Annotated in this window: 12 protein-coding genes and 1 pseudogene; 4 read left to right on the plus strand and 9 right to left on the minus strand. The window is 66.8% G+C overall.

Translation table 11 applies throughout. The features are described 5' to 3' along the window. Positions 1 to 230: 230 nt before the first annotated feature. The 4 genes from AC5592_RS15820 to AC5592_RS15835 form a co-directional block, all read right to left on the minus strand. Positions 231 to 1,184, minus strand: coding sequence for an ABC transporter permease (locus tag AC5592_RS15820; protein WP_063064669.1), 954 nt, complete (start codon positions 1,182 to 1,184; stop codon positions 231 to 233). Between the two features lie 2 nt (positions 1,185 to 1,186). Next, positions 1,187 to 2,842: an ABC transporter substrate-binding protein gene (locus tag AC5592_RS15825; protein WP_063064670.1), complete on the minus strand. Its 1,656-nt coding sequence runs from the start codon at positions 2,840 to 2,842 to the stop codon at positions 1,187 to 1,189. Between the two features lie 191 nt (positions 2,843 to 3,033). Then, a complete protein-coding gene (locus AC5592_RS15830; protein ID WP_063064671.1) occupies positions 3,034 to 4,332 on the minus strand; it encodes an LLM class flavin-dependent oxidoreductase in 1,299 nt (432 codons plus the stop codon). 22 nt (positions 4,333 to 4,354) lie between these two features. Then, complete coding sequence (locus AC5592_RS15835; protein ID WP_063064672.1) at positions 4,355 to 5,239, minus strand: LLM class flavin-dependent oxidoreductase; 885 nt, start codon at positions 5,237 to 5,239, stop codon at positions 4,355 to 4,357. A gap of 521 nt (positions 5,240 to 5,760) precedes the next feature. Between AC5592_RS15835 and AC5592_RS15840 the strand changes: the two genes are divergently transcribed. Continuing rightward, positions 5,761 to 7,233: an NAD(P)-binding domain-containing protein gene (locus AC5592_RS15840; protein ID WP_063064673.1), complete on the plus strand. Its 1,473-nt coding sequence runs from the start codon at positions 5,761 to 5,763 to the stop codon at positions 7,231 to 7,233. A 112-nt stretch (positions 7,234 to 7,345) separates the two neighbouring features. Here AC5592_RS15840 and AC5592_RS15845 read toward each other — a convergent pair whose 3' ends face one another. Together AC5592_RS15845 and AC5592_RS15850 are read right to left on the minus strand one after the other, a co-directional pair. Continuing rightward, positions 7,346 to 7,603, minus strand: a complete 258-nt coding sequence (locus AC5592_RS15845; protein ID WP_051024770.1) for a hypothetical protein — start codon at positions 7,601 to 7,603, stop codon at positions 7,346 to 7,348. Positions 7,604 to 7,685: 82 nt separating this feature from the next. Next, positions 7,686 to 8,111, minus strand: coding sequence for a pyridoxamine 5'-phosphate oxidase family protein (locus AC5592_RS15850; RefSeq protein ID WP_036503414.1), 426 nt, complete (start codon positions 8,109 to 8,111; stop codon positions 7,686 to 7,688). A 171-nt stretch (positions 8,112 to 8,282) separates the two neighbouring features. On the opposite strand from AC5592_RS15850, the gene AC5592_RS15855 reads away from it, so the two are divergent. After that, positions 8,283 to 8,912: a GrpB family protein gene (locus AC5592_RS15855; RefSeq protein ID WP_232329378.1), complete on the plus strand. Its 630-nt coding sequence runs from the start codon at positions 8,283 to 8,285 to the stop codon at positions 8,910 to 8,912. Between the two features lie 96 nt (positions 8,913 to 9,008). Here the strand turns inward: AC5592_RS15855 and AC5592_RS15860 are convergent, their stop codons facing one another. Beyond that, positions 9,009 to 9,905: an aminoglycoside phosphotransferase family protein gene (locus AC5592_RS15860; RefSeq protein ID WP_063064675.1), complete on the minus strand. Its 897-nt coding sequence runs from the start codon at positions 9,903 to 9,905 to the stop codon at positions 9,009 to 9,011. Between the two features lie 184 nt (positions 9,906 to 10,089). Next, positions 10,090 to 10,167 (minus strand): annotated as a pseudogene (locus tag AC5592_RS15865) (VOC family protein); the annotation flags it as partial. Positions 10,168 to 10,538: 371 nt separating this feature from the next. On the opposite strand from AC5592_RS15865, the gene AC5592_RS15870 reads away from it, so the two are divergent. After that, positions 10,539 to 11,627 (plus strand): terpene synthase family protein, encoded by a 1,089-nt coding sequence (locus tag AC5592_RS15870; protein ID WP_084506742.1) that lies wholly within the window; start codon positions 10,539 to 10,541, stop codon positions 11,625 to 11,627. 135 nt (positions 11,628 to 11,762) lie between these two features. Beyond that, the gene (locus AC5592_RS15875) at positions 11,763 to 13,049 is read left to right on the plus strand and encodes a sensor domain-containing diguanylate cyclase (protein WP_063820395.1); all 1,287 of its coding nucleotides are present in this window, start codon (positions 11,763 to 11,765) and stop codon (positions 13,047 to 13,049) included. 11 nt (positions 13,050 to 13,060) lie between these two features. On the opposite strand, the gene AC5592_RS15880 is transcribed toward AC5592_RS15875, so the two are convergent. Continuing rightward, positions 13,061 to 13,603: a dihydrofolate reductase family protein gene (locus AC5592_RS15880; protein ID WP_036503467.1), complete on the minus strand. Its 543-nt coding sequence runs from the start codon at positions 13,601 to 13,603 to the stop codon at positions 13,061 to 13,063. Positions 13,604 to 13,668 lie beyond the last annotated feature (65 nt).

The following is a 13,668-nucleotide window of genomic DNA, read 5'->3' on the forward strand; positions in this document are numbered from 1 at the left end:
ATGAAACCGATTGCGTTGCAACTGGTTTGCGTGCAGCTCCACCTCGTCGAGCACAGCCACCGCCTCCGGCCCCGACCCGCTCATGCCGTGTTCGACGGGCACGAGCGGGGGGCCTGCGTGGTGACGCTGCGCTGCCGCCTCCGGCCCCGACCCGCTCATGCCGTGTTCGACGGGCACGAGCGGGGGGCCTGCGTGGTGACGCTGCGCTGCCGCCTCCGGCCCTGACCCGCTCATGCCGGGCTCCGCGCGTACAGCCGAGCCCGCAGCCGCGGGTCCAGCACCGGATACACCAGATCGACCATCAGATTCACCACCACGAAAATCACTGCCGCGAGCACCACCACGGCCTGCACGACCGCGACGTCCTGGGTGCGCACCGCCGTCTCGGTCAATCGGCCCAAACCCGAACGGGAGAACACGGTTTCGACGATTACCGCGCCCGCCAGCAGATTCCCGAAGGTCACCCCGGCGATGGTCAGCGCGGGCAGTGCGGCATTGCGCAGCACCTCGCGCACCACCACCCACAGCCGGGTCGCGCCCTTGGCCAGCGAGACCGTCACATAGCCCGCCCGCATTCCACTGTCGAGGTTCTCCAGCAGCAACCGCGCGATCGGGGCCGACACCGGGATCGCCAGCGTCACCGCCGGCAGCACCAGGCTGGCGACGCCGTCGTTGCCGATCGGCGGAAACCAGCCCAGCCGGAACGAGAACACCTGCAGCGCCGCCAATCCCAGCAGGAACACCGGAATCGACACCCCGGCCGCCGGCAACGTCGCGAACAGTTCCGCCAGCCACCGCCATCGCGTATACGCGGCCACGATCGCGACCACCGTGGCCAGGACCACCGCCAGCACCAGCGCGGTGACCGCGAGCACCGCGGTCTGCGGCAGCACCCCGCTGATCATCGCCCACGCGTCCAGTCCGGTCCGGGTGGAGCGCCCGAAATCACCGTGCACGGCCTGCCCGAGACGGTGCAGGTACTGGCCGAACAGCGAGTGGTCCAGACCGTAGTAGACCCGGGCCTTCTGCTTGTCGCCCGCGGTGATCAGATCACCCTGGGTCGGATCGAACAGCACGTCCACCGCGTCGTAGGGCAGGACGTAGAGCAGCGCGAAGGTCACGGTGTAGGCGCCCCACACCACGAACACGGCCTGCGCGAGTTTCGCGGCCACATAGCGCAGCACGACTACCCCTGCTCGATCCAGGTGTCGTAGAACACATTTCGCGACTGCGCCTCGTAGCCGATGTTGTGCACCTTGGCACCGGCGGCGGTCACCTGCGCGGGGTTGTACACCGGCACGGTCAGCACCTGCTCGTCGAGCAGATACCGCTGCGCCTGCTCGGCGGCCTTCGCCCGCTGGGCGGGGTCGAGGGTTTTGCTCAGCGCGCTGAGTTTCGCGACCGCCTCGTTCGCCTCCGGACTTCCCGGCGCGAGTTTGGCCATATTCCCGTACTGCGGGGAGTACACCTGCTCGAGCACCGAGATATCCGCGCGACTCTGGTTGGCGACCTGGATGTTCCAGCGGCCCTGCTGGGTACTGGCGGCGGTGTAGTCGGGAATCGGCAGCACATTGAGCTGCAGGTCGATGCCGATCTTGCGCAGATCCTGCTGGATCAGCTGGTAGGCGGGCTTGTTGTTGACCAGATTGTCGATGCCCAGCAGATCGAGTTGCAGGCGCCGCCCGTCCTTGACCCGGATGCCGTCGGCGCCCTTGTGCCAGCCGTCGGCCTCGAGGATCTGTTCGGCCTTGCCCTGGTCCTCACGCAGATGCGCGGAGAAGTCCACGTATCCCGGAACACGCTCCGACACAACCGAACTCGATACCTTGTAGCTGGACGTCAGCACCGTCTTGACCAGCGCGTCGCGGCTCCAGCCCAGCTGCACCGCCTGACGCACGGCCTTGTCGTCGGTCGGGAAGCGGTCGGTCTTGAGGTCCAGCGAGATGTCGCGGCCCGGAATGAGTTGCGGCACGATCCGGTATCCCTGCGCCTGCAGTGGCGCCTCGTCGGTGTTGTTGACGTCGAGGATGGCGTCGACGGTTCCCGATCGCAGCGCACCGGTGCGCACCCCGGCTTCGGGGATGACGTCGATCTCGACCGCGTCCAGATACGCGTCACCGTTGTGTTTACGGCTCGCCGGCGCCCAGTGGTAACCGGGCCGCTTCTTCAGGACCGTCTTCTGCTGATAGACGTGCTGGGCGAGGGTGAACGGCCCGGTTCCGACGACATTCTGGGCCTGGCTGCGTTGTTCTTTCGGCAGAACCAGCGTCGAATGCGCCACGATTCCGGAGAAGTACAGCGACAACGCTTGCAGAAACCCGGCACTGGGCCGATCGAAACTGACCCGCACCGTCGTCGGATCGACCACCTCGGTGCCCTGATATCCCACCCAGTAGGCGGTCACCGGAACGATTCCCAGTCGCTGATCGCCCCGGCCGAGCAGATCGAAGTTCTCTTTCACCGAATCGGCGGTGAACTTCGTTCCGTCGCTGAAGGTGACGTCGTCGCGCAGATGGAAGGTGAACTGGGTCAGAGTGTCGTTGTACTGCCACGAGGTGGCCAGCCACGGCTCCAGCGCACCGGTCTTCGGATTCTGGTAGACGAGCTTGTCGGTGATGTTGCTGGTGATCAGCGATTCGGGATAGGAACTGCCGGAGTGCGGGTCGAGATTCGCCGGAGCGTCGAGCACGCCGAAGCGCAACGTCCCGCCGGGTACGGGCGTGGCGTTGTCGTCGCTCACGGCGACCTGCCGGGCGGGTGTGGCGCATCCGGCGACCACCGCCGCGGTGAGCAGGGCGAGCGCCAGCGCAACCGGACGGCGATGAATTCTTCTGTGTGACATAGGTTTCGATTCGTTTCAGGGGCGGCGCGATGCGCTCGTCAGATCGGACGCCTCGGGGCGTGCGCTCAGGCTAGGCCGGTCTCGGGACGGTTCCGAGGGTTGTGATCGGCCAGATCGACTACACCGTCGTTGAAGCGGATCTGAACGAAGACGAGAGATACCGTGCAGATACGTCGAGGGGCCATATCCGTTCACACGCGCACGGCGGCGGGAGCCGGCACCGGTAACCCGAAGCGTTCCCGCAGCGTCGACTCGCCGTATTCGTGCCGGAACAGCCCGCGGCGGCGCAGAATCGGGACCACTTCGTCGACGAAGGTGGTCAGGCCCGAGGGAAAGGCATCGGGCATGAGATTGAAGCCGTCGGCCGCGCCGCGGCGGAACCAGTCCTCGATCGTGTCGGCGACGTCCTCGGGTGTCCCGATCACCGCGCGATGGCCGGCGCCGCCGTGCAGTTCCCGAATCAACTCCCGCAGCGTCAGATCGCGTTCGCGGGCCAGTTCGACGATCGACTCCCGGAAGCCCAGGGAGGCGGAGAAGGTACTCGGATCCGGCGGACCGGCCAGCACCGCCTCCGGGAGTGGGCGATCGAAATCCAGCGAATCCAGCGGCACGCCGAGAGTCGCCTCCAGCCGTCGTCGCTCGGGGCCCTCGTCGACCGACCGGAACAGGGTCTGAAACCGTTGCAGCGCTTCGGCTTCGGTGGAGCCGATGATCGTGGTCAGTCCCGGCAGGATCTTCACCTCGCTGGGATCGCGACCGGCTTCGCGCGCAACCGATTTCACGTGCCGGTAGTGCCGGATCGCCGCGGCCGCCGTCAGTTCCGCCGAGAACACGGCGTGCGCGCTGCGGCCGGCCAGGATCCGCCCGGCCGGCGAACCGCCGGCCTGGACGAACAGCGGATAACCTTGCGCCGAGGGCGGCGTGCGCAGTCCCCACTCCACATCGAAGTGTTCGCCGTGGTGGTGGACGACACCCCCGTCGATCGCACTGTCCCACAGTGCGCGCACCACGTCGACGAATTCCTCGGCCCGGCGGTAGCGCGCATCGCGATCGGGCATCTCGCTCAACCCGAAATTGCCGGCCGCCGCGGGCGAATAGGTCGTGACCACATTCCAGCCCAGCCGCCCGCCGGAGGCGTGGTCGAGCGACAGCAGCCGCTCGGCCAGTTCGACCGGATCGTTGAATGTGGTCGACAAGGTGCCGATCAGCCCGAGGTGCTCGGTCTCGGCGGCGACCGCCGACAGGATGACGCCGGGCTCGAGCGCGCGTCCGGGTTTGTGCCGGGGATCTTCGCGCAGGGCCGGTCCATCGGCGAGGAACAGCGCGTCGAGGGTGCCGCGTTCGGCGGTCCGGGCGGCCCGCACGAAATGCCCGGCGTCGACGAAAGCGCCCGCGTGCACGTCGTCGAGAGTCCACGCGCCGGGCGCGATTCCTACGTCGAGAACGTTGACGTTCAAGATCACATGCGCGGGCTGCGCGGTGGCGGTCATGGAGTCTCCTCGTCGATCCGGATCAAGCGGCGGGAAAGGCGCTGCGCGCATCGCGCGGAAGCACCGGTGCGGGCGCCGGAAGGCCGAGCCGCGCACGCAGTGTGGTGCCGGGCGGCGGCGCGGCAGTCGCCGTGACATGGCGGGCGGCTGCGGCGACGATCGCCGCGGGCGACCCCTCCCCCGCGATCACGACGCCGGCGGCTTCGGTGGTGGACGATGGGGGCGACCCGGCGTCGACCCATCGCAGCACCGGCCCACGCACCGGCGTAGCCGGCAGGCCGAGCACGACGTCAGCGAGATCGCCGAGGTCGTGGTATTCGGCGGGCACCGGGGACTCGGCGAAGATCGGTGGTTTGATCTGTGGCGGTTCCGGAATGTTCAACGGGCCGGTAATACTGTGTGCACCAGTGTGATCCACATATCGGATGCGCGCGGAATCAGCGAACACGCCGTGCTCACGGTCGTCCACGACGGCGTCCGGCGGCCAGCTCTCCCACAGTTCGCGGACGGCGCGCACCGCGTCGGCCGGAACGTCGCCACGCGGCGCCGAGGTCCACACACTGCGCCCGTCGGCGGCCGCCGGCTCGCCGAGCAGCACCAGCCAGCCGACCCTGCCACCGCTGGCGTGGTCGATCGAACCCAGCCGCCGGGCCAGGTTGTAAGGGTGATCGCGCAGCGGGGCGGCGGCCACCACCAGGCCCACCGACCGGGTGTGCCGCGCCAACACCGCGGCGGCGACCGAGGGGTCGAATCGCACGGTCGCGGAGTCTGGGCGCAGCACGACGAAATCGATTCCCGAACCGTCCAGCAGGGCACCGAATTCCGCTGTTCCGGTACCGTGCCGATCGAATATCGCTGCTACCTGCGCCCCGTCCAGGGCGGCGCCGACAATATGGTGATGGGTCACGGCAGGTGAACTTTCGTCGTCGCGGTCATGGGCAATCCCGGCTCGGGAGAAATGCGGGCCGCCATTTCAAAACCGCCCGCAGAATTTCGGCGGCACCGTGATGGCGGCAAGGTGGCCGAATGGCGAATCGGCCACTGCGGCTCGGTTTGTCATCGCGCCGACCACCTGGAGGTTCGATGTTTGGATGTCCGGCCCAGACTATGCCCACCGCTTCGAATCGCACCCGTTTGCGATCGGCAAGATTATCTACACGGTCACTACAGTCGGCCTTCACGTGCGGTGGCCAGGATTCCCATAAACGTTCGACCGCAGCGAATCAGGCTTTAAATTTGGCCGGACCGTAAATCGTGTGCGCGCCGGGCTCCGCCCCTACATTGTCGAAGGCGGCGCGCGGTGTTCCGTCGCCGTGACCGCGTGACGCATCGGGTGTCACGTGAAGCTCCCGGTGTGCCGACGGCCGCCGCGCCGCGCGGTGGTGACAGTCGGGCAGTATCCCCGGGCCGAGTGAAATGGGTTGTCCTGTGGTCGAATCCAATACATCCGCCGATCGGCATACGACGCGTGTGCTGCGCCGTTTCGGTCCCGATCCGGCGAACTGGGTGCAGCCCTCGGCGGCCGATCACGACGTCGTTGTGGTGGGCGGAGGCCAAGCCGGTCTGGGCATCGGATTCGCGCTGCGCCGTGCGGGTATCGCCCGCGTCTCGGTGATCGACGCCGCCGCGCCGGGTGCGAAGGGAGTGTGGACCACCACCGCGCGCATGATCGATCTGCGCACGCCGAAGCAGTGGCCCGAACCCGAATTCGGCTATTCCGAACTGAGTTTCCAGGCCTGGTACGAATCGGTGCACGGGGAGGAGGCCTACGAGAGCCTGTCGCGTATTCCGCGGTTGACCTGGGCACGCTATATCGAGTGGATCGAGACCCACCTCGGCGTCCCGGTGCGCCACCACACCCGATTGACCGATATCGCGCCGGCACCGGACGGCCTCACCCTCACCCTGACGGTGCGCCGACCCGACGGCACCGAAACCACCATCCAGGAGACCACTCGAAAGCTGGTGCTGGCCAACGGTGTCGAGGGAACAGGCGGCCCGTATCTGCCGCCCGAACTCGGTGACATTCCGGCGAGCCTGCTCGCCCACACCGGCCACCACATCGATTTCGCCCGGCTGGCCGGGAAAACGGTCGGCGTCCTCGGCGCCGCGGCCTCGGCCTTCGACGCGGCGGCGACCGCACTGGAGGCGGGCGCCGCCGAGGTGCATCTGTTCACCCGCAGGCCCGATCTGATCGTGCAGGGCGCGGGCGGGGCCGGACCGTCCGGAAATCTCGGCGCCCGCAACAACTATCACCGGCGCGGTGACGAGGCTCGCTGGCGCCAGCGGGTGCTCGCCGCTCGGGCGGGGCGCAGCGTGCCGCTCGAATCGGTCAGGCGCGCCACGGCATTCGCCGGTTTCCACATCCACCTGGACGCACCCTGGTCCGCCGCGACGCAGGCCGGCGACCGGGTGGTCGTCGAGGCGGCCGACGGCAGGCACATTTTCGACTTCGTGATCGCCGGAACGGGATACCAGTACGATCCGCGCACCCGCGCCGAACTGCGCGGCATCGCCGACGATATCGCGCTGTGGGGCGACCGGCACCGCCCCGGCCCCGATCTCACCGATCCCGCCTTGGCGCGGACCCCTTACCTGGACAACGGGTTCCAGCTGACCGAGAAACACCCCGGACGAGCGCCGTGGATCGGCCGCATCCATATCTTTTCCGCGGCAGCACATCTCAGCTTCGGCTATCCCATCGGCGACACCCAGAGCCTGGCTCACCACATCCCCCGGCTGGTCGACGCCCTGGGCCGCGATCTCTACTTCGAGGACCAGCAATCGTCGCCGACCCCCTCCCCCGCAACACCACCCGCGTCGTTGCGCGATCACTATCGCCACTCGATCTGGTCACCACAACAAGCGCACGAGCGAGACTTGGGTGTCCCCCTCCCGTAGAAACATGTCGACCTCGGGTGCATCACGTCGCCCGTCCGTCGGGAAGATCCACAGTCTCGGCTCCCATCCTGCTCTCTCGAGGTTCACGGCGGGGTTCGCCGGTCGAGAAGACTCACCCAGCAGTTCGGGCAATCGCCAGAAGATGCGCGCTGGTGTTGATGATGTCCGGATCCTGCTCCAGCAGTCGTGCGCACCGTAGCGCGGCTGTCAGGAGCGCCGGGACGTCGACCGGGTCGGCGCGGTCGAGCGCCGGCCAGGTCGGCCCCTCGATGCCGTAGATCTGGACCTCGCGGAGCCCAGCGGCTTCGATTTCGTCGCTGAGAAGTTCCAGGCGGCCGTGGACAGATCTGGCCAGGCGATCGCTCTCCACGCAGTCGAATAGTGTTGTACGAGATTGGAAGTCATACCGAATCCTGTCGGCAGAGCGTGTGCGGCTTCAACGGAATTCCCGATCAAATACTCGCGACGGCCGTGATGGTGCGCGGAACCACCGTGATAAGTGCCCTTTCCCGGTGCGCCGCGTGCTGGGCTGCGAGGGTCACGGCATCGACATACTTGGTTCGGATGCGTGCGGTCCACACGCTGCCCCGATCAGGCGACACGGTAGCGTCACCGATCACCCGGACCTGCTTGTTCGGACGCTCGCCGTCGGGACGGAGCGCGGCCTCCACGTCGATGACCAGGCCCACCCGTGGATTTCGCACGATTCGGTCCAGGTGCGGGCGGCCCGCGTAACTGGTCAGGTAGAAGACTCCGTCGACCCACAGAAACCAGATCGGCGTGACGTGCGGATAACCGTGCGAATCGATCGTCGCGAGGCGGGCGACAGTGTCGGAGAACAAGAGGTCTTCGACTTCGAGTTCGTCGAGTCGGCGCATGGATACCCGACCTTCGTTGCCGGTGAACAGGTCTCATCACTATGCCTTCGGACCCCGCGCCATGCATGTCATGTCGATGCCAGAGGCCGTCTCACCAGCCAACGAACTCCACACCCTCGCCGGCGAGGTAGGTTCATAAGCTTGCTATCGGTGCCAGGAGGTGTGTCTACCGTGCCGTTTCCGCCTGAAATCACCCAACGACTGCGCAGTACCCCCGAACAGATGGCCGCCGCGTGGGTCGGAGGAAGTCCCCCGAAGGGCGAACCTGTCGTTCTCGTTCCCTACGACCCGTGCTGGCCCCGAATATTCGACGAGCAGGCCGCCGCGATCCGGCGAGCGCTGGCCGGTCGAATGATCACCATCGAGCATGTCGGCAGTACCGCGGTCCCTGGCCTGGCCGCGAAACCGATCATCGACATCGACCTCATCGTGGCCGACTCCGCCGACGAGCCTGCCTACGTTCCCCACCTGGAACGGGCCGGTTTCCGCCTGGTTCTGCGGGAGCCCTCCTGGCACCAGCACCGCATGCTCACCCGCATCGCCCCGGCCGTGAACCTGCACGTCTTCAGCCCGAACGCGCCCGAACACATCCGACATCTGATCTTCCGGGACTGGCTACGCACCCACCCCGCCGACCGAAACCTCTACGAAACCGCCAAGCGCGACCTCGCCGCGAAAACTGTTGCTACTCCGGCCGACTACAACCTGGCCAAGAACCCGATCATCGACGAAATCTACGACCGCGCATTCGACCACGCTGCCCACAATGAACCCACCCAACGCGGCCCCTCCCCGGCGTAACGGAGCCACCGGCACCACGAAACCACCGCACACCTCGTCCTGTTGGTGGTTTTCGCGGGGTGGTGATTCAAGTCTGGTGGATCTCGCGGATGGCTGTCAGTTTTCGTCGCTGATTATTTCGTCGACGAGGCGCTGTGCCCGACCGGCCAGTTCGTGATCAGTGGCGCGATACTCGGCGAGGGTGAGCAGTGCCTTCCACAGCGCCCAACCGCGGGCACGCGCCCAGGTGGCGCCGTCGTGGTCGAGTGCTCGGCGGAAGGCTTCGCGGCTGTCGCCGGACAGCATCGTCCACGCCAGGACCAGGTCGCAGGCGGGGTCGCCGACCCCGCAGGTGCCGAAGTCGATGACCGCCGCCAGCTTCCCTCGGTCGACAACCAGGTTGCCGGAGGCGATGTCGCCGCGAAACCACACCGGGTCCCGGTCCCACTCGGTGGCCAAGGCTTTCTCCCAGACCGCCGTGGCCGCTACGGTGTCGACGCAACCGGTGAGGATGGTCAGGCAGTGACGGGTCTGCGAGTCATAGTGACCCGGTGCTCGGCCTCGGTAGAAGCTGTGCGCACCGGCCGACGGAGCATCGGTGGTATCGCACCGCTGCAACGCGCGGATGAATTCCGCGACAGCGACGGCGAATTCGGTCATATTCTCGATCTCGGCGCGATCAGCGGTCTCGCCCCGGATCCAGCGGCGCACCGACCACGGAAACCGATATCCGAGGGCGGGTGCTCCCTCACCGAGTACTGTCGGCACCGGTATCGGCAGTGCGGGGGCCAATCGCGGCAACCAGCGGCTTTCCTTGGCGACGGCGGGCGCGTAGCCGGCTGCGGTCGGCAACCTGACGGCCATGTCCTCGCCGAGGCGGTAGGTGCGGTTGTCCCACCCGTCGTCGGCCACCGGCCTGACCGGTAACGCGCTCCAGTGCGGAAACTGTCTCGCGATCAAGCGCGCCACCAGCTCCGCATCGATTCCCGCGCGCCCGTCCCCGGAAACTGTCACCGCGCCAGCCTGACCACAGCCCACCCTGCGTAGCCTGAACGGGCTCCTCAGTCGAGACAGAACTCGTTGCCTTCGATGTCCTGCATCACCAGGCACGACTCGTTGACGCCATCGGCACGCAGCAGGCGCACCCGTACGCGCCCGAGGGATCGACGCATGCCGAACCTCGATGCTCGTACCCCAACACCGAAGACCAGAAACGAGCGACGCGCTCAGGTTCCGCGCAGTCGAAGGTGACTTGGACCTGTCTCACCGAGGCCATCGCCCTACCCTAGCGACGGGCTCCGACGCCGTCTCCACTTCGAATCGCCATGCTCGCAATAGGAGCCGCGCCCGAGTTCGCCGGTAGCCCCACCCGACAGGCTGGTGGATTCGGATGTCGCTTCGCCCGAACGCGAGCAGCTGTCGATCTGCGCGAAAGTCGTTGCGGTATCGATGATCGTCGACGGTCGGCACCTGTCCGGCCTTCCGCGGGCCACGAGTACGAGTTCGCGCTCCGAAACTGCGGACCGTTCGCCGAAAGCCCAGCGCCCTTCGACCCCGGTGAAATACTGGTACCGGGTATCGCCAACTGTCGGCGACACTTTCGGGTCGGCTGATGCCGCTCTTGGTTGGGAGACGTTCGTGCAGTACATGCCTCATATCGAATCGGATATCGCCGCCATGCACACCGAGTACCAGTCACTTCTTCACGGGGATCGATGGTCGTTGCGCACTCTGTTCAGCACCGACGACTGCGATATCGCGGAATACTGTGGCACTTTCGCGCCGAACCGGTTCGGCGCCCAGGCGTGCGAGGCGGTCGAGACGTTCTGTCGCAGACACCGGATCTGGCTGGAAAGCGGTGGTGCCGCTTACAACTCGATGACACCCTACCTGCATCCGCGCACGATAGACCTGCCGCGGATGACGACGATCGGTGTCTACAACGCGATCCTGTTCGCACTCAACGACACGGTGGGCCGCGAGAAGTTCAGCCATCTGTCCGAGGACGAACGAGCGCAGGCACAGCGGGAAGTCGACCATCTGTGTCGATTATTCGAGTCCGGCCGGATCCGGCCGGACAACTCCACGCCCATCGTCGAGGCGAGCCTCGAATTCTTGACGACCCTCACCGAACAAGCCGAGCCCGTATGGTTGCAGCGATTCCGCGCATCGACGATCGACCACCTGCGCTCGGCGATCCGCGATCAGAACGTCGGCGCACGCGGTGACCTGCTCAGCGTCGACGACTACATAGCCCTGCGTAACGAAGTCTCGGGGATGTACCCCGCGATCCAGCTGTGCGAGTTCGCGCGCGACACCACCCTGCCCTGGGAGCAGCTCGCGGTCGCCGGCCTCGCCGAAGACCTGCGCACGCTGGAGCGCCTGACCGCCGAAGTCGGCGCCCTGATGAACGATGTCTTCTCCTTCGAGAAGGAGGTCATCGTGGACCGTTCCGATTTCAACCTCATCTCGATTCTGCTGCTCAATACGCCCGGCGCGACGCTGGCCGACGCCGTACTCGGCGCCGCGCAGATCGTGCGTGAGCGATTCACCCACTTCCGCGGCCTGCGCCGAGACCTGCTCGACCGCTGCGCCACTCTCGGGCCACCGCTGGCCACCGCCGTCACCGCCTATACCGACGACCTCGACCAATGCGTGCAGGCGAGCTGGGTGTGGCAATGCGCCACCTCGCGCTACAAGGGCCGGTCGATATTCGCCGAGGCCCACCACCCATAGGTAGTCCGCCGATGACGTGACGAATCGGGCATGCAGTACCTTTGACTGCAGCGTCTCGATCAGCAGTACCAGCCGGGGGACTATCGCCGGGCACCCGAAGTAGCAGCACAAGCGCATCGGACATGGGGAGTTGGAGTGGATGATCTGAGCACGGCACTCGCCCAGCAATGGGAGCGCGCGCTCGCGACGATCACCGCCCACCCTTCCTACGCCGACGTAGAAATTTCGTTTCTGCGCGATCTGCTGGAAGAAGTCCACGCCGGCCTCACCGCGGAGGTCTTCGACGCGGCCGCCGGCTCCCGGGTGGGAGCGGCGCTGGCGGGTGCCCAGCTCACCGATCCGGCGGTCCCGGTCGTGTCCGCCCCGGTACTGCACAGGCTCACGGAATTCAGCGACCACCCCGACACCGGCCGGCGCATGGCCGCCCTTCTCGTCGCGTTCGGACACGGCCACCACTTCCTGGCCGAAGCGATCCGGGCCGACGATGTCGAGGAAGGCCAGCGCCGGTTCCGGCTCGTGTTCGACCACGCCTCCATCGCCATCGCTATCGGCGACACCAACGGTGTTCTGCTGGAAGCCAATCCACATCTGGCCGACATGATCGGCGTACCGGTCGACTCGCTGCGCGGAATCAGCGTCTACGACTTCGCCCACCCCGACGATCAGGCCGCGATCCGCCAGATGGTCTACGACGACCTGGTACCGGCCAGGGCGGGTACCGCGAAGATCGAACGGCGCCTGCAGCGCGCGGATGGCAGCACCGGATGGGCCACATTCGCGATCACCTATGTCCGGAGCGCCTTCGGCCCGGACTATCTGCTCGCCATCGGTGAGGACGTCACCGAACGCCACCAACTGCAGGAGCAGCTCCACTACCAGGCGCGCCACGACGCGCTCACCGAGCTGCCCAACCGCCGCCACCTGCTCGACACGCTCAGAGCAGTGATCTCCACGGCCGGCGAGAACGATCAGATGGGGCTGTGCTTCACCGACCTGGACCACTTCAAAGAGGTCAACGACCGATACGGTCACGGCGTCGGCGACCAGGTGCTGGCCACCGTCGCCCGTCGCCTGCACGACAGCCTGCAGGACGACGGATGCCTGGTCGCACGGATCGGCGGCGACGAATTCGTCACCCTCATCCCGCCCCCGGCCGACACGCGACGGGTCTCCGATGTCGCAGATCGCCTGCGCGGCGCACTGTCGCATCCCCTCATCGTCGGCGGGCACAGGCTCCACATTTCCGCCAGCATCGGCGCCGTCGTCACACCGATCGCCGGCAAGGACCCGGAATGGCTGCTCGACGCGGCCGACACCTCGCTGTACGACGCCAAATCCGGCGCCCGCGGCAACTGGATCCTGCACACCGTCCACGCTGCCGAGTCCGCCGACGACGGCCCCGCCAGATACGGAAACGCCTGAGGACCTCAGGGCTACGACGGCTGCTCGGCGGCCGGCAACACTCGATAGACGATCTCCACGCCACCACCGTCCAACGGCCGCGAGCTCTCGAATGCGAGATCGGTCCGCGGATCCAGCGAGTCGGTCAGGCGTATGCCGCCGCCGACGAAGAACGGCAGGATCACGAGCTCGAGTTTGTCGAGGACACCGAGCGCGCGATAGGTCTCGATCGTGGCGGGCCCACCGATCAGATGGACATCGCCGCCGCGATTGGCCGCACGCACCTTCTCCAGCAGCCGCACCGGATCGTCGTCGACGGTCACGTCGTCGGGGGTGCCCTCGGGCCGATGCGAACCCAGCACGAAGACCTCGAGATCCGGCCACGGCCAGCGATCGGCGGACAGCGCCGGTTCGAAGGTCGTACGGCCCATCAACGCGGCCTCGCAGGTACGCAGGAATTCGGCGATGCCGTGACTGCCCGGACCGTGCACCGGATCGATGACCTGAGGCGGCCAGCCATCCGGAGTCGTCACGTAACCATCGGCGGTCATACACAGGCGGGCCAGGATCTGCATCGGTTCATCCATTCTGTCGAGTCGCAGAAGAGACGATGCGTGCGGCCGAAAATCATCGACGGTCG

It is taken from the genome of Nocardia violaceofusca NBRC 14427, assembly GCF_963869435.1.
Lineage (GTDB): Bacteria > Actinomycetota > Actinomycetes > Mycobacteriales > Mycobacteriaceae > Nocardia > Nocardia aobensis.